The sequence below is a fragment of the Streptomyces sp. NPDC007095 genome (assembly GCF_040634475.1).
Classification (GTDB): domain Bacteria; phylum Actinomycetota; class Actinomycetes; order Streptomycetales; family Streptomycetaceae; genus Streptomyces.
Genome location: NZ_JBEYFS010000028.1, coordinates 48,319 through 68,830 on the forward strand (window position 1 = coordinate 48,319; position 20,512 = coordinate 68,830).

Below are 20,512 nucleotides of genomic sequence, written 5' to 3' on the forward strand. Positions count from 1 at the left end.
CCCCGAGCCCCGCGCCGAGTCCGCTTCCGAGTTCGTTTCCGAGCCCGGCGTCGAATGCCTTCCCGAGCCCCGCGTCGAATTTGTCTCCGAGCTTGGCGTCGAACGCCTCCCCGAGCCCCGCGTCGAACCCGTCCCCGAACCCCGCGCCGAACGTCTCTCCGCGGTCCGCGGCCGGCTCGTCCTCGTGGCCCGGTCCCGCGGACTGCTCGGGCAGCGCCGCGAGCAGCAGCGCCTCCAACGCGGAGTCCGGCATGGCCGGTTCCGCCTCGGGCTCGGTCTTCACGGCGGCGGGTGCGGCGACCTCGGCGGTGTTGCGGGCGCTGCCGATCTGCTCGGTCGTGAGCAGGATCAGACCACCCGCCGCGACGACTCCGCAGGCCAGCGCGAGCACGGTGCCCGTCTCGCCGTAGCGGAAGGTCTCGCCGAACATCGTGATGCCGACAGCCGCCGCCACGACGGGGTTGACGACCGTCAGCGTGGCCAGCGGCGCCGCGAGACCGCCGCCCCGGTACGAGGCCTGCGACAGCAGCATCCCGGCCGTCGCGAAGACCCCTATGAGGGCGAGGCTCGGCAGGTCGGAGAGCGAGACCTGGTGCGACCAGTCCACCGCGACGGTCTTGGTGAACACCGAGGACATGCTGAAGGCTATGCCGGACCCCACCGCGAGCATCACGCTGCGCACGGCCGGGTGCCGGTGCGCGGCGCGGCCCGCCACCATGAAGGCCGCCACCGCGCCGCCCGACACCACGGCCAGCACCGTGATCTGGGTGTCACTCAGGGACTGCGAATCCGCCGAGCCGACCAGGGCGAGCAGGACCGCGAGGCCGCCCGTGGCCATGATCGCGCCACGCCAGGCGGTCGCCCCGGCCTTGCGGCCGACGAAGACGGCCGCCATGGGGAGCGCGAACACGATGGTCAGCGCGCCCAGGGGCTGCACCAGGCTCAGCGGGCCGTAGGCGAGCGCCACCACGTGCAGCACTCCGCCGACGCCGCTCAGGGCGACCGCCGCCCACCAGCCGGGGCGGCGCAACGGCGCGTACGTCTGGTCGGGAGAGGTCAGCGCGACCTGCTCCTGGACGATCGCGCCGCCGGCGTACGCAACGGCGGAGACGAACGAGAGCAGGACGGACAGCGCGAGCGCGCTCATGAGTCCCTCCTCTGCGTGCGGCGGGGGCGCTGTGCCCGGCGCGGCGAACGATCGGCCTTCATACCCACTACGATGCCTCGCGCATCCGTTCACGTCGTCGTACCTGAGCAGGCAATGAGTAGTACTGCCGATGGAGTACGACTCGCCCCATGTCCTCCCCTGGGTGGGCGACATGAGGGGGAGACCCTCCGGTGAGAACCCCTAGGGGACTTGGTACTACTGCTGTTCGTGGACCTCGACCCGGAACTCGTGGCGCTCGGCTCGCTCGGCGGCTTCTTCGTACTGCGCACCGGCGTACCGCCGCGTGCCCCGCTGCCGACGCTCGCACAGGCGTACGCGTCTCCCCGAGACGATGATCCCAGAGATGTCCGGTCGGATCCTCTGAATTTTCGCGTCCGGAAGGTCGCGGCGAGTCTGCGGGCGCCCGAGGACCGCATCGCGGTCTCGGTGGCGCAGCAGGGCCTCGCGGCCCGTCTGTGGTCGGTCTCGCTCGGCGCCGCCGCGCTGTACGGGCGGCTGCCGGACCTCGATCCGGGGCTGCTGTGGTGGGATCCGGACGGCAGTGCTCCGGAGGACCTGTGGCTGTCCGAGGTACGCGCACTGCCGGTGGCGGCGATCGGGGAGGTCGTACGGGACGGCCACCTCGCCCCGCTGGCGGCGGCTCTGCGTACCCGATACCGCATGTCGGAGGGCCTGTTGTGGGGGAACGCGGGCTCGGCGCTCGCGGGTGCCTGGCGCCAGCTGCACCGCTGGGCCGAGGCCAACGGCCGTACGGACGTGGCCGATCGGGCCCGCGCCCTCGTCGCCGGCCTGTTCACGCATCCCGACCTGTCCGCGACCGTCGACCCCCGTACCCTCCGCCGCCGCAGCTGCTGCCTGTACTACCGGCTCCCCGGCGGCGGCCTCTGCGGCGACTGCTGCTTCGACCGCCCGCCGGGCCGGACGCCGGGCCGCCCGCGGAGCGGGGCTCCGGGCCGCCGCTGAGAACCGCGGTCTTCCCCAAGCGTCCCTTCTGGGTGACCATGAAGGGCACCAGCCGGTATTCGGTACGACGGGGGGCTCTGCGTGCGAGTGGGACTGCTGACCCGGGAGTACCCGCCGGACGTGTACGGCGGCGCGGGTGTCCATGTCGAGTTCCTCGCCCGGGAGTTGCGGACCCTCACGGACCTGGACGTGCACTGCTGGGGCGAGGGTGCCGCGGGCGGCGTCGTACGCCACCGGTCCTGGTCCTCGCTCGACGGCGCCAACGACGCGCTGCGCACGTTCTCCGTGGACCTCGCCATGGCCGCCGCCCTCGAAGGCCGCGAACTCGTCCACTCGCACACCTGGTACGCCAACCTCGCCGGTCACTTCGGCAAGCTGCTGTACGGCATCCCGCACATCATGACCGCCCACTCCCTGGAGCCGCTGCGCCCCTGGAAGGCCGAGCAGCTCGGCGGTGGCTACGCCCTGTCCAGCTGGGCCGAGCGCACCGCCATCGAGGCCGCCGACGCCGTCATCGCCGTCTCCGGCGCCATGCGCGAGGACATCCTCACCTGCTACCCCGCCCTGGACCCGGCCACGGTGCGCGTCGTGCACAACGGCATCGACACCACCCTCTACCGGCCGGACCACGGCACGGACGTCCTGGAGCGCATCGGCATCGACACCGCGCGCCCCTATGTCCTGTTCGTCGGCCGCATCACCCGCCAGAAGGGCGTGCCCCACCTGTTGCGCGCGGTACGGGACATCGACCCGGCCGTGCAGGTGGTGCTGTGCGCGGGCGCCCCCGACACCCCCGAGATCGACCGGGAGTTCCGTGATCTCTTCCAGGAACTGAGTGCCGTACGCCAGGGACTGCACTGGATCCCGCAGATGCTGCCCCGCCCGGACGTCGTCCAACTCCTCACGCACGCCGCGGTCTTCGTGTGCCCCTCGGTGTACGAGCCGCTGGGCATCGTCAATCTGGAGGCGATGGCCTGCGGTACGGCCGTGGTGGCCTCCAGGGTCGGTGGGATTCCCGAGGTGGTCGAACACGGCGCGACGGGCCTTCTCGTGCAGGTCGAGGGGAACTTCGAGGCCGATCTGGCGCTCGCCCTCGACTCGGTGCTCGCCGACCCGGAGACGGCCCGGCGGATGGGCGAGGCCGGACGGGAGCGCGCGGTGCGGGAGTTCGGATGGGACGCGGTGGCCCGGCGGACCGTCCAGCTTTACGAGGAAGTCCTCAAACCGGGGTAACCATCGGACAGGTGTAGTTCAAGCGACGGGGCCGGCCCGGCACAGCGGGCGTGGCTCGACCGGGCTTAGAGGGGCGGCGGCATGCGGCGCGGTGGACCTTCGGTGCTGGGAATCGTACTTGCGGGTGGAGAGGGCAAACGGCTCATGCCCCTCACCGCGGACCGCGCGAAACCCGCGGTCACCTTCGGCGGGACGTACCGCCTGGTGGACTTCGTACTCTCCAATCTCGTCAACGCCGACATCCTGCGCATCTGCGTCCTGACGCAGTACAAGTCGCACTCCCTGGACCGTCATGTGACCACGACCTGGCGGATGTCGAGCCTGCTCGGCAACTACGTCACACCGGTCCCGGCCCAGCAGCGGCTCGGCCCGCGCTGGTACCTGGGCAGCGCGGACGCGATCCTGCAGTCCCTCAACCTCGTGCACGACGAACGGCCGGACTACATCGCGGTGTTCGGCGCCGACCACGTCTACCGCATGGACCCGCGGCAGATGCTCGCCCAGCACATCGAGGGCGGCGCGGGTGTGACCGTCGCCGGCATACGGGTGCCGCGCTCCGAGTCGTCCTCCTTCGGGGTCATCAGCCCCGGCTCCGACGGGCAGACGGTGGAGGGCTTCCTGGAGAAGCCCGCCGATCCGCCGGGCCTGCCCGACGACCCCGAGTGCGTCTTCGCCTCGATGGGCAACTACATCTTCACCACCAAGGCCTTGGTGGAGGCGCTCCAGCGGGACGCCGAGGACGTGCATTCGGTGCACGACATGGGCGGATCGATTCTGCCGATGCTCACCGACCGCGGCGAGGCACAGCTCTACGACTTCAGTGACAACCACGTGCCCGGCGAGACCACCCGCGACCAGGGCTACTGGCGTGACGTGGGCACCCTCGACGCCTACTACGACGCCCATATGGACCTGATCGCCGAACGCCCCGCCTTCAACCTCTACAACCGCAGCTGGCCCATCTACACCAGTTCCGGACAGCTCTCCCCGGCGCGATTCAACGCCGGGGGCATCGCGAGCGAATCGATCGTCAGCGCGGGCTGTCTGATCCGGGGGCAGGTCACGCGGTCCGTGCTCTCGCCGGGTGTCGTGGTCGACCCGGGAGCCGTCGTCCAGGGCTCGATCCTGCACGACAACGTCCACATAGGGCGGGGTGCGGTGGTGCGCGGCGCGGTCCTCGACAAGAACGTCGAGGTGCCGCCGGGCGCGACGATCGGCGTCAACCCCGAGCGGGACGCGGATCTCTACACGGTTTCCAAGGGCGGGGTGATCGCGCTGGGCAAGGGCCGGATCGTGCCCTAGCCAGGGCCTGTCCGGCGGTGACCGACGACGGCCCTGGTGCGTCCGTGCCCACCAGGGCCGTTGTCATGTCCCTGGACAGAAAGTGGGACCCCGTGTTGTCATGCCAACTGCCGTTGGTGACAACGTTGTTCCGTCTGAGCAAGAGCCGTGCCACCCGCCCCACGCCCATCCCTGGCCCGTCCGGCAACCGTCCTCACCACCGTCCCCCACCCGTCCTCAAAGAGGAGGATCCGTGCGTTTCGGACGACTCGGAGACCGACTCGCGTTACTGCTCGGCGCGGCCCTCGGCGCCGCGGGACTCGCCTCCGTGCCCGCCGCGGCCGATGATCCCGTCGCGGTCCACGGACTGAAGGGCGACTACTACACCCAGTCCGCCCCCGGCGCCTTCGACTTCCACGAACTCAAGGCCACCGGCTTCGACCCGCAACTCGACTTCGACGACCTGGAACCCCGGCTGCGCTTGGCCACGGGCCAGGACAACGATGTCAGCGTCCGCTGGACCGGCAAGCTCGTACCGGAGAAGAGCGGACCCACCACCTTCTCGATCATCGGCGACAACGGTTTCCGTCTCTGGATCGACGGCAGGCCCGTCATCGACCACTGGGTGGACGACTGGGACCGCGAACAGACCTCTGAGCCCATCGAGCTGACGGCGGGTCAGACCTATGACTTCAAGCTCGAGTACTTCGAGCACTACGGCGGCTCCAACCTCCATCTGCGCTGGACCGAACCGGGAGGCGGCAAGGTGGCGATCCCGCAGTCGGCGTTCCTGCTGCCCGACGGCTACGACTACGACGGCGCCCTCGCGACCACCGTCCAGCCGGACGGCCGCACCCTCAAGCTAGACTTCGCAACGGAACTGTCCGCGCCCCCGGCCGCCGTCGTCGACCACCTCCAGGCCGTGATCGGCGGCGCCAAGTGGCCCTTGGCAGCGGCCGAGTCGGACCCCGCCGACCCCAGATCTCTCCTCGTCACGCTCAAGGAACCCGTCGTCGGCGACAAGACCGGCACCGCACGCGGCACCGCCGACCTGCGCTACGACGGTACGGGCGGCCTCGTCGCCGCCGGGGACGGCAAGGCGATCGGCGCCTTCTGGAGCAGCGGCCCCAACCGCTCCACGTACGAACTGCGCACGAAGTGGGCCGACGAGGTCGGGCCGGACAACGCCCTGCCGGAATACCCCCGCCCCCAGCTCACGCGTGACGCCTGGCGCAACCTCAACGGGCGCTGGCAGTTCGCCGCCGCCACCGCGGGAGAGCAGCCCCCGGTCGGGAGGACGCTCGGCGAGCACATCCTCGTCCCGTACCCCGTGGAGTCCCAGTTGTCCGGCGTCGAACGCCACGAGAACCGCATGTGGTATCGCCGCACCTTCACCGTCCCGGCCGACTGGCACATCGGCTCGGGCAAGCGGCTCCTGCTCAACTTCGGTGCCGTCGACTGGCAGTCCGAGGTGTACGTCAACGGGGTCAAGGTCGCCGAACACCGGGGCGGCTACGACAAGTTCGGCGCCGACGTCACCGACGCGCTGAAGCCCGGCCGCACCCAGGAACTGATCGTCGGCGTGTACGACCCGACCGACGCCGCGTCCGGTGAGAACCCGCCGCTCGGCAAGCAGCGCCTCGACCCCAGCGGGATCTGGTACACCCCGACCTCCGGCATCTGGCAGACGGTGTGGATGGAGCCGGTCGCCCCGGACCACGTCGACTCGCTCAAGCTCACTCCGGACGTCGACGGCGGCCGGCTCACCGTGGAACCGAAGGGCGTGCGCGACGGGCTGCCGGTCACGGCGACGGCGTACGAGGGAGGTCGCAAGGTCGCCACCGTCACCGGCCGCACCGGACAGCCGCTGACCCTGAAGATCGCCCACCCGCGCCTCTGGTCGCCGGACGACCCCTTCCTCTACGACCTCAGGGTGAGCGTCGGGCGTGACCGCGTCGGCAGCTACTTCGGGATGCGCTCGATCTCCGTCGAGAAGGTCGACGGCACCCCGCGCACCGTCCTCAACGGCAAGCCCGTCTTCATGATGGCCACGCTCGACCAGGGGTTCTGGCCCGACGGCCTGTACACCGCGCCGACGGACGAGGCCCTCGCGTACGACCTGCGCATGCACAAGGAGATGGGCTTCAACGCGGTGCGCAAGCACATCAAGGTGGAGCCCGACCGCTGGTTCTACTGGGCGGACCGGCTCGGCCTGCTGGTCTGGCAGGACATGCCCGCCATGACCGCCGGGGTGAACCCGAGCGCGGCGGCCCGCGCGGAGTACGAGCGCGAGATGAAACTGATGATCGACCAGCACATCAGCAGTCCCGCGGTCGTGATGTGGGTGACCTTCAACGAGGGCTGGGGCCAGTACGACGAGGGCCGCATCGCCGACCAGGCCAAGGCGTGGGATCCGACCCGGCTCGTCAACGGTATGTCGGGGCTGAACCTGGGGGCCGACGGCGGCACCGGCGACATCATGGACGAACACGGCTACCCGAGCCCCGCGCTGCCACCGGCCCCCGACGGCAGACGCGCGCTTGTCAGCGGCGAGTACGGGGGCCTGGGGCTCGCCGTACCCGGGCACGCCTGGTCGGTCCAGCAGTCGTACGTGGACGTGGACCCGTCGACGTACACCGACGACTACCTCGCCCGCCTCGCCGAGGTGCGGGCGCTCGCGTGCCGGGGGAGCAACGGCGCCGTCTACACCCAGATCTCGGACGTGGAGGGCGAGCTGAACGGGCTCCTCACCTATGACCGCAAGGTCGTGAAGCCGGACGTGGGGAGGTTGCGGGCGGCGCACGAGGCGCTGATCGCCGACGCGTCCCGGGCGACCCCCACAGGCTGCCCGGCGACCTGACGCTCCCGGTCCTTCGAGGTCCTTCGAGCGGCCTGACGCTTCCGGTCCTTCGAGGTCCTTCGAGGTCCTTCGAGCGGCCTGACGCTTCCGGTCCTTCGCGTGGCCGCGCGTCGGCGCGCGTGCCGCGGTCGGGACGCCTATCCTGATCCGACCTCACGTGCCCCTTGTGTCCCGCCCCTTTCGCGGGGGCGGGACTTAATCTGCTGTTAACTGAGCGTAGCTTGATCGTACTTGACCGTAATCGCCTGTCGGGGTTTGACTGCTTGCTCACCCTGTCGTCGACGCGAGAGCAAGCCTTTGACTCCTGATCTCCTCGCACCACTCGACCTGGCGTTCTGGAACATCGAGTCCGCCCAGCACCCGATGCACCTCGGCGCCCTCGGTGTCTTCTCCGCGCACTCTCCGACCGCCGGCGCGCACGCCGCCGAACTGCTCGCGGTCCGCGCGGCCGGGGTGCCCGGGCTGCGCATGCGGATCCGCGACGTCTGGCAGCCCCTCGCCTTCCCGCCCAACTTCGGGAGCGCGGCCCGGGAACCCGCGCCCGACTTCGAACCCCTCGACCACGTCCGGCTGCACGCGCCGGCCGCGGACTTCTCCGCCGCCGCGGGCCGGCTCATGGAACGCCCGCTCCAGCGCGGCCGGCCCCCGTGGGAGGCGCACGTCCTGCCCGGTGAGGACGGCACCTCGTTCGCCGTGTTCTTCAAGTTCCACCACGCGCTGGCCGACGGCCTGCGGGCGCTGATGCTCGCCGCCGCCCTCATGGACCCGCTGGACCTGCCCGAGCCCCGCCCGCGCCCCGCGGAGCCGCCCCGAGGACTTCTCCCGGATGTCCGCAAACTGCCCGACCTGGTCCGCGGAACCCTCTTGGACCTGGGCCGCGCCCTCGACATCGGCAGCTCCGTCGCCCGTGCCACCTTCGGCGCCCGTTCCTCGCCCGCGCTCACCTCGCAGCCCACCGGCACCCGCCGGATCGCGGGTGTGGCCCTCGACCTGGACGATGTGCACCGCGTCCGCAAGAGCGTCGGAGGCACCGTCAACGACGTCCTCATCGCCGTCGTCGCGGGCGCCCTGCGCAACTGGCTCGACGAACGCGGTGACGGCAGCGAGGGAGTCGTGCCCCGCGCCCTGATTCCCGTCTCCAGGCGCCGCCCGCGCACCGCGCACCCTCAGGGCAACCGGCTCTCCGGTTACCTGATACGGCTTCCCGTCGACGACCCGGACCCGCTCGGCCGGCTCCGTTCGGTGCGTACGGCGATGGACGCCAACAAGGACGCGGGACCCAACCGGGGAGCGGGCGCCGTCGCGCTGCTCGCCGACCATGTGCCGCCGATCGGCCACCGCCTCGGCGGTCCCGTCGTCGGCCAGGCGGCCCGGCTGCTCTTCGACATCCTGGTCACCAGCGTGCCGCTGCCCAGCCTCGGCCTGAAGCTCGGCGGCTGCCCGCTCACCGAGGTCTATCCGCTCGCCCCGCTGGCCCGCGGCCAGGCGCTGGCGGTGGCCGTGTCGACGTACCGCGGACGGGTCCACTACGGGCTCGTCGCCGACGCACAGGCCGTGCCGGACCTGAACCGGCTGGCCCGCGCGCTGTCCGAGGAGGTGGAGACGCTGATCATCGCCTGCGGCCCCTGAAACGGCCCGCGGGGACCGGTGATCATCTCGGGTTTGGCGCCTTGCCCTCTTGCTCCGTAAAATTCCGCCTTCGAAAGCGAGCGCGGTTCGAGCGCGGCGCGAGACCCGAGGAACGGCACACGCGATGACGGTGACAGAGGACGGCCAGGCGGCTCTCGCCGTGGACACGGCTGAGGACGACCGGACGGCTTCCGCCGTGGACGGGGAGGCGGTCTCCTACGGGCCGGGCATCGACCCGGAGCGGCTGGCCGTCTGTCTCGGCGTGCTCGACGAGCTCGACAAGATCGAGGTCGACCACCCGGACGCCATCGCCGTGCGCCGCGCCACCGCGGGCGTCTACCGCACGGTCAAGCAGCGCCGCCGCCAGGAGCGCAGGGCCGCCAAGACCGCCCACGACAAGGCCGTCACCGAGTCCACCGCGACCGGCTCCGCCCAGCGCATCGACGACGAGACGGAGGGCATCCTGCCCTCGTCGGTCACCGACGCCGGCGAGATCGCGGGGATACTCCAGCGTCCGCGCTCCTGCTACATCTGCAAGAAGCGGTACGTCGAGGTCGACTACTTCTACCACCAGCTCTGCCAGGACTGCGCCGCCGAGAACCGCGCCCGCCGCGACGCCCGCGCCGACCTCACCGGCAAGCGCGCGCTGCTCACCGGCGGCCGTGCCAAGATCGGCATGTACATCGCGCTGCGGCTGCTGCGCGACGGCGCGCACACCACCATCACCACGCGCTTCCCGAACGACGCGATCCGCCGCTTCAAGGCCATGCCCGACAGCGACGAATGGATCGGCCGTCTGAAGATCGTCGGCATCGACCTGCGCGACCCGGCGCAGGTCGTGGCCCTGGCCGAGTCGGTCGCCGCCGAGGGCCCGCTCGACATCCTGATCAACAACGCCGCCCAGACCGTACGCCGTTCCCCGGGGGCCTACAGCGAGCTGCTCGCCGCCGAGTCCGGCCCGCTGCCCGCCGGTGAGCTGCCGCCCGCCGAGGTCATCGGCACCTTCGGCTCCGGCGCGGTGGCCGCGCTCCCGGTCGCCGGCGGGGGCGCGCTGACCGCGCAGGACGTCACCGAACTGGCCCTGGTGTCCGGCTCGGCCTCCCTGGAGCGGATCGCGGCCGGTACGGCCATCGACGCGGGCGGGCTCGTGCCCGACCTGCACGACACCAACAGCTGGATCCAGTCGGTCGAGGAGGTCACGCCGGTCGAGCTGCTGGAGGTCCAGCTCTGCAACTCGACGGCCCCCTTCATCCTGATCAGCCGGCTGCGCGCGGCGATGGCGGCCTCCGGGGCCGAACGCACGTACATCGTGAACGTCTCCGCCATGGAGGGCGTCTTCAACCGTGGCTACAAGGGCGCGGGCCACCCGCACACCAACATGGCCAAGGCCGCCCTGAACATGCTCACGCGCACCAGCGCCCAGGAGATGTTCGAGAAGGACCGCATCCTGATGACCGCCGTCGACACCGGCTGGATCACCGACGAGCGCCCGCACCCCGACAAGATGCGTCTCGCCGACGCGGGTTTCCACGCCCCGCTCGACCTGATCGACGGCGCGGCCCGGGTGTACGACCCGATCGTGCGCGGCGAGCAGGGCGAGGACCTGTACGGCGTCTTCATGAAGGACTACGCGCCCGGCAAGTGGTGACCCCACCGTCATCCGCGGGTGAAGGTGCCCAGGCCGTCGTGGTCCCAGGCCTCGACGGTCACCCGTGACGCCTTCGAGCCGCCGGACCCCGGTGAACCCGAACCGACCTTGAACGTCACCCCCGAGAGCCCGGTCGCGTTCTCGCCGACGGTCCGGAAGCTGAACCTGTCGCCGTCGTAGTGGGTGAGCCGGAACTTCGTGTGCTTCGGGCCCAGGCTCATGCCGAGTTCGCCGTTCGCGGCCGTGACGGTGAGCGGACCGTAGTAGGCGTTGCCGTACGTGCCCGTGTACGTGTCGAGGGCGCGGGCCGGGGACGCGTTCCGCGGGGGGCTGGCGTAGTCGGTGGGGGAGCGGCCCTGCTGCTCCTGCTGCCGGTAGACCCTGTCGATCAGGGGCAGCCAGTCCGTCGTGGGCTTCCCGTACTGGGCGGTGTCGAAGAAGTCCTGCGCGACCGAGTCGGCGAGGCCCACCGGCGCCGCGTTGGTCAGGACGGTGATGCCGAGCTGCTCGCCGGGCAGCATCGTCACATTGGTGTTGGCGCCGAGCTCGAAGGCGCCGGAGTGGCTGAGGCGCAGTCGGCCCTGGTCGTCGTATCCGACGTTCCAGCCGAGGCCGTAGAAGCCCGCGCGGCCCGCCGGGGCCTGCGGGGGCTGGGCGACGATCTCGGGCAGGTGGGTGCGCTCCAGCGGGGCGGCGGGGATGATCTGCCTGCCGTCCAGTTTTCCGTTCGCCAGTTGCAGCCGCATCCAGGTCGCCATGTCACGGGCCGTGGAGCTCGCGCCGCCCGCGGGCGACTGGGCGTCGGCGTCCCGGACGTACTTCGCCTGCCAGCCGCCGTCCGCGTTCTTCACATGGGTGACGGCCTTGTCCTTGGCCCGGTCGTAGTCGGAGAAGCGGGAGCTGGTGTTCTTCATGCCGGCGGGGCCGTACAGCGTGTCCTGGGAGAGCTTGTCCCAGGTCGTGTCCTTCGCGTTCGCGACCGCCTGACCCGCGGCGGTGACCCCGTAGTTGGTATAGGCGTAGCTGGCGCGGAACGGGCTGAGCGGCTCGTATCTCAGGTGGTCCAGGATGTACGCCCGGTCGTAGCCGAGGTCTTCGAGGAGGTCACCGGAGTGGTCGGGCAGGCCGCTGCGGTGGGAGAAGAGGTCGGCGTACGTGACGTGCGCCGTGACCCAGGGATCCTTGAGCGAGAAGCCGGGCAGATGCGCGGTGACGGGGTCGTCCCAGCCGAGCGTCCTGCCGCCGACGACCCCCGCGACGACGGTCGAGGCCAGCGGCTTGGACAGGGACGCGAGCTGGAAGACGGTGTCCGCGTCGACGCCCCCGGACCGTCCCTCCCGACGCTCGCCGAAGCCCTTCAGACAGACCACGCGGTTTTTGTGGACGACGGCCACGGCGACGCCGGGAACGCCTGTCCTCTTCATGGCGTCCCGCACGATGCCGTCGAGCTTGCCGACGGCATCGTCCACCTTGGCCTGGGTGAGCCGCTGCGGCGGCTGGGGTGGCGGGGCCGCCGCGACGGCGGAGCCGGAGGCGGTGCACCCCGCGCTGAACAGGGACGCCGCGGCGGCCGCGATCAGCGCCGTGCTCCGGTGGTGTCCCGTCCGTCGCCGCACACCCATGGTCACCATTGAACGCGCACTGTGAGGCTTTGTCCTGCGGAGTCGGGCGGGGGCCGTACGGAGTCCTGCGGGGGCGGGCGGGAGCCGGGCCTGAGCCGGTGGGAGCCGGCGCGGCCTCTACGCGCCGGGCGCGCGGGTCCGCAGGCGTTCGTGGACGGTGTCGGCGGGGGAGTGCGCGGAGCGGACCCGGGTCCCTCCGTCGACCAGCAGATCGGCGCCCGTGATCCACCCGGCCGCGTCCGAGGCCAGCCAGACCACCGCCCGCGCGATGTCCTCGGGCCGGCCGATGCGGCCCAGCGGGAGCCCCGCGCCGAGCTCGTCCTCGGCGTTCTCCCAGACGAACCGGGCCATCTCGGTGCGGACGAGCCCCGGGGAGACGGAGTTCACCCGCACCTTCGGGGCGAGTTCGCCGGCGAGCTGCTGGGTGAGGTGGAGGAGGGCCGCCTTGCTGGTGCCGTACGCCCCCACGTTCGGCCCCACATGCCCGGCGCCCTCCGTGCACACGTTCACGACCGTGCCGCCGTGCTCGCCCATCCAGGCCCGCCAGGCACACTGCACCAACCGCAGCGGGGCCTCCACGTTGACCGTGAACGCCTCGCGCCAGCGGTCCGGATCGGCGTCCATGAGCGGGCCGTACGGCTGGTTGGTGGCGGCGTTGTTCACCACGACGTCGATGCGCCCGAACTCCCGCAGCGCCAGCTCGGTCAGCTCCCGCAGATGGGCCGGATCGGCCACCGAGCCCGCGAGCCCGATGCCGCCGAGCCGTTCGGCGGCCCGGCCCACCGCGTCCGGGTCCCGGGCCGTCACACACACCCGCGCCCCCGCCCGGGAGAGCTCCTCGGCGACGGCGAGACCGATCCCGCGCGAGGCCCCGGTGACGATGGCGCTCCTGCCCTCAAGCCCGTACGGCGTCGTCATCCGTGTACCGTCTCATGACGGACCGTCAGTCGACAGCCCCGAGCCGCGAGTGCTGCGCCGCCACCAGCTCCAGCACCGTGCGCCAGTCCTCCAGGACCCCGGCGTCGAGACCGGCGACCCTGCCCGACTCGTCCGCGTGGCGCAGGCTCAGCACGTCGTCGGTGTCCGTGTCGTCGGCCCATCCGCCGGTGTGCAGGCGGACGAGCCGGGAGACCCGCCCACCGAGCAGCGGCCGGACCAGGTCCGCCGCCAGGCCTGCGTGTCCGGCCGTGTCGCCGGGCCGCAGCAGGTGCCCCACGGCGTGGACCAGGCCCGCCACCTGGAGTTCCTTGTCCGCGGGACGACTTCTGCGCAGGAGCGCGGCGGTCTGCAGGGCGTGTTCGTGCAGATCGACTCGGCCGCCACAGCGGCCCGGGGTGTCCCGGGCGCCCCGGCACGCGTGCAGCAGATCCATCAGCTCCTCGACGCTGCGCAGCTCCATGCGTCAGTCCTCCCGAGTCCTCCCGCGGGAAAAAGCCGTTTCCGGGCGCCAGCAGATCATGGCTGCCTTGCGAATCGGCCAACGGGACCTGAACTGCGCGCCGTGTTCAGTGGTGCCCGTGGCCTTCGCCCCCCGGAGTCCCGTGCCCATGGACTTCGGGCGCAGGTGCGCCGTGGTGGTGGCCTTCCGCCCCGGCGGTCCCGTGCCCGTGGCCCTCCGGCTCCGGCGCCCCGCCCATCATCCGCAGCATCTCCCGGCCGCCCGTGCGCAGGAACCGCCACACCAGGGCCGCCGCCAGCAGCAGGAAGACGATGTTGAGCCAGGTCGTGTAGTTCCAGGAGACGCCCTCCATGGGGATCTCCGCGTCGGCCTGGTCGGGGATGAGTCCGAGGCCGCCGAAGAGGAACTCCACGACGTATCCGGCGAGCACCATGGCGGCGTAGAAGGTGACCAGGAGGAAGCCCGTCATCCGGAGCCCGTAGTACTTCCGGTAGATGTTCAGGATCGGCAGGATCAGCAGGTCGGCGAAGATGAACGCGACCACACCGCCGAAGCTGATCCCGCCCTTCCACAGCACGACGGCCAGCGGCACGTTTCCGATCGAACAGACGAACGAGGCGATCGCCACGAGCGGGCCGACCAGGGGGCCGATCAGCTTCGCGGCGAGCGGATGGCCGTCGAGGAAAAGGGACTGCCAGAACGCGTCGGGTACCCAGGCCGCGATCGCGCCCGCGATCAGCAGACCGATCACCAGATCGCGCAGGATCGCCGCCCACTCCATGACGAACACGTGTGCGACGGAGGTGTAGCCGTCGCGCGAGAGCAGCCGCCGCACGAACGAGCCCTCCGTCTGGATTGACATGTCCATCGCGGCATGCCCTTCCATCGACCCGGCTAGCCCGCGCTCCGCCTGCTCCCGGGCCTCGCGCAGCAGCCGTTCGCGCAGAAAGATCCGGAAGAGCACGGCCAGCACCACGATCATGATCGGGCCGCCGACGAATTCGGCGACCGTGAACTGCCAGCCCATCAACAGGGCCAGGATCACACCGAGTTCGACGACCAGATTGGTGGAGGCGATCTCGAACGCCATCGCCGCGGTGAAGTTCGCGCCCTTGCGGAACAGCGAGCGGGCGAGCGCGACGGCCGCGTACGAGCAGGACGAGGACGCCGCACCGAGCCCCGCGGCCAGCGTGAGGGTCCGCGGCCGGTCGTCACCGAGGAGCCGCACGATCGTCGCGCGGCGCACCACGGCCTGGACGACGGCGGAGAGGCCGAACCCCAGGATCAGCGCCCAGGTGATCTCCCAGGTCATCGACCCGGTGATGGACAGTGCGTGCAGGATCGCGTGCATCGGCCTCACTCTTTCCCGTCAGGCTTCCCCGACTCATGCGGGACTATACCCCCTAGGGGTATTGGATGCCGCGCGGCGACCGGACGGGTCACGCCGGTTCAAGGTTCCGCAAAGACTTCGGAGGGCCGCCCCAAGGGGAGGGCCGGGCTCCGCGGGTCGGTCCATCGCCCCTGTCCGGGCGCCGGGTTGAGTCTTCCCGCCCTGGTCGCGGGGGGTCTGACGTTACGCCGAACGGGTGGCGCGCGAGAGGGGATACATCATCAAATAGGCCCAGATCGGGGACCGGTGGACCCTGATCGACGCAAGACGGTTACCTCGTGTTTTCAGCCCCATCGAGCGGGGACCCGCTCATTTGGTTACCCTGTAGCGGACGGACAGCCTGAAGGGGTTCCACCCACACCCAAGGTCCGTCCCGGGACAGCCGGTCACCACGGCCTGCTCTCGCACGAGTTACCGGCGCCACCGCGTCCTTAACTGCCTTCGACTCAGACCCGAGGGGATGTCAGGCGACCGGAAGCAGACTGGCCCTGTACGTCCCGAGGGTGACCCGACACATAAGGAGTGCGCGGTGACACCGGAGAAGACGAATCGCGATCAGCGCCCCAAGGAACGCACGGAGCGCGGAGGCCGGCCCGAGAAGAAGCTCGGCAGCCTCGACGTGTGGGCCAGGTCCGCCCCGATCCGCCTCGCGGGGTACGAGGACGACCTCGCCGAGCCCCACATCCTGCCCAGCGTGGACTGACCGCTCCCGGCGGGACTCATCGCGATCGTCGACGGCATGGGCGTGCCAGACTCACGCCCATGCCGATCAGAGAAGCCGCGGCCGACGACTGGCCGCGGATCTGGCCTTTCTGGCACCGGATCGTCGCCGCGGGTGAGACCTACACCTGGGACCCGGGCACCTCCGAGGAGGCGGCCCGGGCCCTGTGGATGGCACCGGGCAAGCGTGTGTACGTCGCCGAGGACGCCACCGGAGCGGTCGTCGGCTCGGCCTACGTCACCCCCAACTACGGCGGCCCCGCCGCCCGTGTCGCGGGCGCCGGATTCATGGTCGACCCCGACCATGCCGGGCTCGGCGTCGGGCGCGCGCTCGCCGAGCACATCCTCGCCGCGGCGAAGGCCGACGGCTACCGGGGCATGGTCTTCAACGCCGTCGTGGAGACCAATCCCGCCGTCAAGCTGTGGACCGCGCTCGGCTTCACGATCCTCGGCACCGTGCCGGACGCCTATGAGCATCCCCGGCACGTGCGGGTGGGACTGCACATCATGTACAAGCCGCTGTGAAGCCCCCGCGGCCCAGGCCCGATCCAAACGACAGGCCATAGGGCGTGTCGCCGCTCCTCAGTCCAGTGGTGCCGTCCGTCGCCACGGCCGCAGTTCCTCCAACTGCCCTGCCAGCTCCAGGAGTTCGAGCTCGGATCCAGGTCGTCCGACCAGTTGTACGGCCGCCGGGGCCCCGCTCGGCAGGGTTCCGAACGGTACCGCCATCGCGGGCCACCCGGTGAGGTTCCACGGCGGCGTCAGCGGCGAGTAGTTGGTGTTGACCAGCACATTGCGCAGCCAGCCACGCTCGTGCCACGGCGCGGCGGCCGGCCCCCGCCGGGCCAGTGCCGGGGTGAGCAGCACGTCGTGCTCCGCGAAGAACGGCCGCAGACGCCCGCGCAGCTGCTCGCGGCGCTCACCCGTGCGCACCCCGGCCACGAAACGGCGCCCCACGGCGGCGTGCACCCGGGTCCGCCGGGTCAGCCGGCGCGGGTCGAGGTCCTCGGCGTCCACCGCGGTGCCTGCCGTCCAGTGCATCAGCGCGGTGGTGCCCAGCCAGTAGGGGTACGGCGGGTCGGCGGGCCGCACCTCGTGGCCCGCCCCGGCCAGCAACTCGGCGGCCGCCCGGGCCGCGTTCGCGTAGGGGCGGCCGACACTCACGCCGACCAGCGGACTGCGCACGGAGACAGCCACCTTGCGGACGAGGTTGCCCGAGGGGCGTATCGCCTCGGTGTCCGACAGGACCGAGAACATCAGGCGGGCGTCCTCGACCGTGGTCGCGAGCGGCCCGTTCTCCGACATGCCGAACCAGTCGCCGTGACCGATGCCCGCCGGGATCGTGTCATGGCCCGGCTTGAGGCCGACGATGCCGCAGTTGGCGGCCGGGATGCGCAGTGAACCCATCCCGTCGTTGCCCAGCGCGATCGGCACCATCCCGGCGGCGACCGCGGCCGCGCTGCCGCCCGAGGAGCCGCCCGCCGTGCGCGAGGTGTCCCAGGGGTTGCGGGCCGTGCCGTGCACGCCCTCGGAGGTGCCGAAGACACAGAGCTCGGGCACGTTGGTCAGGCCCACGACCACGGCGCCCGCCGCGCGCAGCCGCGCCACCGTCGGATGGTCGTGACCGGCGGGGGTGTCCGCGGTCGCGGCGGAGCCGTTGCGGTTCGACTCGCCGCGCACCGCGAGGTTGTCCTTGACGGCCACGGGCACCCCAGCGAGGGGGAGTTCGGCCAGATCCGCGCGGCCGGCCAGCTCGTCGGCCTCCGCGAGCGCGGCCTCGGACCGCACGGCACGGAAGGCACCCACGCGCGCGTCGAGCCGCTCGATCCGCGCGAGGTGGCCGGCCACCACCTCGCGGGGCGTGGCCCGCCTCTCGCGTACGGCTGCGGCGATCTCGGTGGCGGTCCGGCCGACCCAGCTGGTCACGGGTGCTCCTCGGGGGCAGGAGGATTACTGGTGAGTACGAGGAGCACTGTGCCCGGCGGCGGGGTGCCGCGTCGAGAGCCGTCGCGCTTGGACATTCGGACCGGTCTTCTTGGACTTTTGCGCTCACGCTTGTCCGGTATCTCCGCAGAGTCACAGATCATCCGATCACTTGCTCAACTTTCGCACCTACCCGCCCCATTGACAGGGATCTGGTGGCACCTCAATCATCAAACATCCGATGAATTGGAGCCGCTATGAGCACGTATCCAAGACGTCAGGTTCTGGGCGCCGCGGCCGGAGTGGCCGTCGCGGCCACTCTTCCCCTCGCGGCCACGGCCGAAGCGCGACCGGCGGTCGAGCCGCACGGCCAGTGGGTTCCCGTCCCCGACCCGATCCCCGTACCGCTCGACGCGTACACCGACAACGACGGCATCGACACGGCGGCCGCCCCCGGCGGCAGCTTCGACGGCTCGGGGTACACGTTCCCCGGTGAGGAGCTCCCGGCGGGCCCCGTAGAGGTGGACGGCATCGCGTTCGTCTTCCCCTCCTCCGCCGCGGGCGCCCGGAACAACGTGGTCGCCCTCGGCCAGCGCATCGACCTCCCCAGCGGACGCTATCTCTCGGCCCACTTCCTCACCGCGGGCAGCTACGGCGACGCCTCGGGGCGGGCCACCGTGCACTACGCCGACGGCTCGACGACCACCGCCGGGCTCGGCGGCGCGGACTGGTACGCGACGGGCGGGTCGCTGTCGGCCCCTTACCGCTACCGGCCGGACGGCACGAAGGACGAGCACGGCGTGGGTATCGGCACGGCCGAGGTCTGGATCGACCCCCAGCGCGAGGCGGTCGCCCTCACCCTGCCGACCACCAACCCCGCCGAGGCCGGCAAGGCCTCCCTCCACCTCTTCGCCCTCTCCCTCCAACCGGCAGCCCAGGGCCGGGCGTTGGCCCTGCGGGACGCGCACTCCACCTTCTCCCTGCTGGAGTCGAGCGGCGCGCAGAGCGTGGAGGCCACCGTCGTCAACGCGGGCACGGTCGCCGTCCTCGCCGGCGACCGGGTGTCGGTCGGCGTCGACGTGCCGGGCGCCCGCACCGTCGAGCCCGCGCACGTCATCCGCCTCGACCCCGGCGAGCAGGCGCGCGTCCGGGTCGGCATCCGCAACCGCGTGGGCACGGCACCCGGCACCGCGCGGCCCGGAACGGTGACCGTCACCGGACGCGGGAGGCAAGTCGCTTCCGCGGAAAATGAGTTGATCCTCGGTGTGCCGGACTACCAACCCACCGAGAGCTCTCTCGCCGGCCACCAGGCCCCGTACTGGTTCCACCGCGCCAAGTTCGGCATCTTCATCCACTGGGGTGTCTACTCGGTGCCCGCCTGGTCTCCGGTCGGCAAGCAGTACGCCGAGTGGTACTGGAACCACCTGCAGAGCCCGGACAACGCGGTGTACGCCTACCACCGGGACACCTACGGCGAGAACTTCGCCTACGACGACTTCATCCCGATGTTCACGGCGGAGAAGTTCGACCCCCGGGCCTGGGTGGAACTCTTCCGTGACGCAGGAGCCGAGTACCACGTCCTCACCTCCAAGCACCACGAGGGCTTCGCCCTGTGGGACACCAAGGTCTCCGACCGCAACGCCGTGAAGATGGGCCCGAAGCGCGATCTGATCCGTGAACTCTTCGACGCCTCGAAGAAGTTCACGCCCGAGCTGCACCGCGGCCTGTACTTCTCCATGCCCGAGTGGTTCAACCCCGACAACCCGTGGATGGGCCACGCCCCGCGCAATCCGTACACGCTGGAGCCGCTCCCGTACACCGGATACACGGCGGGCAAGGACTATGTGAAGGACTATCAGGCGCCGCAGATGCTGGAACTGATCCACGGCTACGACCCGTCCCTCATCTGGTGCGACATCGGCGGCGCGAACGACAGCCTCCATGTCCTCGCCGAATACTTCAACCACGGCAAGAACAGACCCAAGCCGTACGAGGTGACCGTCAACAACCGTTCGGGCATCGGCTTCCACGACTTCACCACCCCCGAGTACACGACGTACGAGAACACGGTCGTCGCGAAGTGGGAGTCGAGCCGGGGACTCGATCCCTTCAGCTACGGCTACAACAAGGCGACGCCCGACGCCGCCTATATGACCGCCGAGGAGGTCGTCCAGAGCCTGGTCGACATCGTGTCGAAGAACGGCAACTTCCTGCTGGACATCGGCCCCCGCGCGGACGGCACCATCCCGGAGATCATGCAGACCCGGCTGCGCGAGACCGGCCGCTGGCTCAGGACCAACGGAGAGGCGATCTACGACACCACGTACTGGTCGCGGATGGCACAGCTCGGCGAGGACCTGCGCTTCACGGTCCGGCAGAACGAGGCGTTCTACATCCACTCGCTGACCGCGCCCGGCGCCACACTGACCGTCGAGGCGCCGGTGCCGATCCGCGGCGGGGACAAGGTGACCATGCTCGGTCACGACCGTCCGCTGACCTGGACGGTGAGCGGCGGGTCGCTGGTCATCGACGTGCCGGAAGCGGCCCGCAAGGCGGGGCAGTACGTGTGGGTGTTCAAGGTGCCGGCCGGTCTCGGAGGGAGGCAGCGGTCCGGTGTGTCCGACCTGGGTGCAGAACGGGATGCCCAGCTCGACGCAGGCGGTGTACAACGGGTAG

Annotated in this window: 15 protein-coding genes; 9 read left to right on the forward strand and 6 right to left on the reverse strand. The window is 70.9% G+C overall.

Features of this window, described 5'->3' with window-relative positions:
- Window positions 1-1,147: DMT family transporter (locus tag ABZ656_RS12560; RefSeq protein WP_360267249.1), on the reverse strand; the 1,147-nt coding region annotated here is incomplete at its 3' end.
- A gap of 210 nt (window positions 1,148-1,357) precedes the next feature.
- On the opposite strand from ABZ656_RS12560, the gene ABZ656_RS12565 reads away from it, so the two are divergent.
- The 6 genes from ABZ656_RS12565 to ABZ656_RS12590 all read left to right on the forward strand — a co-directional run bounded on the left by ABZ656_RS12565 (window position 1,358) and on the right by ABZ656_RS12590 (window position 10,782).
- Window positions 1,358-2,131 carry a (2Fe-2S)-binding protein gene (locus tag ABZ656_RS12565; protein WP_360267252.1) on the forward strand — a complete coding sequence of 258 codons (774 nt, stop codon included), beginning with the start codon at window positions 1,358-1,360 and terminating at the stop codon, window positions 2,129-2,131.
- An 81-nt stretch (window positions 2,132-2,212) separates the two neighbouring features.
- Window positions 2,213-3,364 (forward strand): glycogen synthase, encoded by a 1,152-nt coding sequence (gene glgA / locus ABZ656_RS12570; protein ID WP_360267255.1) that lies wholly within the window; start codon window positions 2,213-2,215, stop codon window positions 3,362-3,364.
- An 81-nt stretch (window positions 3,365-3,445) separates the two neighbouring features.
- Window positions 3,446-4,666: a glucose-1-phosphate adenylyltransferase gene (glgC, locus tag ABZ656_RS12575; protein WP_101402310.1), complete on the forward strand. Its 1,221-nt coding sequence runs from the start codon at window positions 3,446-3,448 to the stop codon at window positions 4,664-4,666.
- 232 nt (window positions 4,667-4,898) lie between these two features.
- Window positions 4,899-7,505 (forward strand): PA14 domain-containing protein, encoded by a 2,607-nt coding sequence (locus tag ABZ656_RS12580; RefSeq protein ID WP_360267258.1) that lies wholly within the window; start codon window positions 4,899-4,901, stop codon window positions 7,503-7,505.
- A 297-nt stretch (window positions 7,506-7,802) separates the two neighbouring features.
- Window positions 7,803-9,134, forward strand: a complete 1,332-nt coding sequence (locus ABZ656_RS12585; protein WP_101402312.1) for a wax ester/triacylglycerol synthase family O-acyltransferase — start codon at window positions 7,803-7,805, stop codon at window positions 9,132-9,134.
- A gap of 124 nt (window positions 9,135-9,258) precedes the next feature.
- On the forward strand, window positions 9,259-10,782 hold the full coding sequence (locus tag ABZ656_RS12590; protein WP_360267261.1) for an SDR family NAD(P)-dependent oxidoreductase: 1,524 nt from the start codon (window positions 9,259-9,261) through the stop codon (window positions 10,780-10,782).
- Between the two features lie 8 nt (window positions 10,783-10,790).
- On the opposite strand, the gene ABZ656_RS12595 is transcribed toward ABZ656_RS12590, so the two are convergent.
- From ABZ656_RS12595 to ABZ656_RS12610, 4 genes are all read right to left on the reverse strand, one after another.
- Window positions 10,791-12,404, reverse strand: coding sequence for a serine hydrolase (locus tag ABZ656_RS12595; protein ID WP_360267264.1), 1,614 nt, complete (start codon window positions 12,402-12,404; stop codon window positions 10,791-10,793).
- Window positions 12,405-12,521: 117 nt separating this feature from the next.
- Window positions 12,522-13,322 carry an SDR family oxidoreductase gene (locus ABZ656_RS12600; protein ID WP_360267267.1) on the reverse strand — a complete coding sequence of 267 codons (801 nt, stop codon included), beginning with the start codon at window positions 13,320-13,322 and terminating at the stop codon, window positions 12,522-12,524.
- A gap of 25 nt (window positions 13,323-13,347) precedes the next feature.
- Window positions 13,348-13,803: an HD domain-containing protein gene (locus ABZ656_RS12605; protein ID WP_101402315.1), complete on the reverse strand. Its 456-nt coding sequence runs from the start codon at window positions 13,801-13,803 to the stop codon at window positions 13,348-13,350.
- Between the two features lie 106 nt (window positions 13,804-13,909).
- Window positions 13,910-15,154: a permease gene (locus ABZ656_RS12610; protein ID WP_101402316.1), complete on the reverse strand. Its 1,245-nt coding sequence runs from the start codon at window positions 15,152-15,154 to the stop codon at window positions 13,910-13,912.
- A gap of 568 nt (window positions 15,155-15,722) precedes the next feature.
- Here ABZ656_RS12610 and ABZ656_RS12615 point away from each other — a divergent pair.
- Entirely contained in the window at window positions 15,723-15,896 is a 174-nt protein-coding gene (locus ABZ656_RS12615) for a hypothetical protein (protein ID WP_165853954.1), read from the forward strand.
- Window positions 15,897-15,955: 59 nt separating this feature from the next.
- Window positions 15,956-16,438, forward strand: a complete 483-nt coding sequence (locus ABZ656_RS12620) for an N-acetyltransferase (RefSeq protein ID WP_360267272.1) — start codon at window positions 15,956-15,958, stop codon at window positions 16,436-16,438.
- A 57-nt stretch (window positions 16,439-16,495) separates the two neighbouring features.
- Here ABZ656_RS12620 and ABZ656_RS12625 read toward each other — a convergent pair whose 3' ends face one another.
- Entirely contained in the window at window positions 16,496-17,839 is a 1,344-nt protein-coding gene (locus ABZ656_RS12625) for an amidase family protein (protein ID WP_101402318.1), read from the reverse strand.
- A 254-nt stretch (window positions 17,840-18,093) separates the two neighbouring features.
- Between ABZ656_RS12625 and ABZ656_RS12630 the strand changes: the two genes are divergently transcribed.
- A partial coding sequence (locus ABZ656_RS12630) for an alpha-L-fucosidase (RefSeq protein WP_360267276.1) occupies window positions 18,094-20,512 on the forward strand: 2,419 nt, incomplete at its 3' end.

Excerpts from the sequence above, each read along its gene's own strand:
- ABZ656_RS12600 (WP_360267267.1), bottom strand. The coding sequence starts at position 13,322 with ATGACGACGCCGTACGGGCTTGAGGGCAGGAGCGCCATCGTCACCGGG.
- ABZ656_RS12590 (WP_360267261.1), top strand. The coding sequence starts at position 9,259 with ATGACGGTGACAGAGGACGGCCAGGCGGCTCTCGCCGTGGACACGGCT.
- ABZ656_RS12605 (WP_101402315.1), bottom strand. The coding sequence starts at position 13,803 with ATGGAGCTGCGCAGCGTCGAGGAGCTGATGGATCTGCTGCACGCGTGC.
- ABZ656_RS12620 (WP_360267272.1), top strand. The coding sequence starts at position 15,956 with ATGCCGATCAGAGAAGCCGCGGCCGACGACTGGCCGCGGATCTGGCCT.
- ABZ656_RS12610 (WP_101402316.1), bottom strand. The coding sequence starts at position 15,154 with ATGCACGCGATCCTGCACGCACTGTCCATCACCGGGTCGATGACCTGG.
- glgC (WP_101402310.1), top strand. The coding sequence starts at position 3,446 with ATGCGGCGCGGTGGACCTTCGGTGCTGGGAATCGTACTTGCGGGTGGA.
- ABZ656_RS12595 (WP_360267264.1), bottom strand. The coding sequence starts at position 12,404 with ATGGGTGTGCGGCGACGGACGGGACACCACCGGAGCACGGCGCTGATC.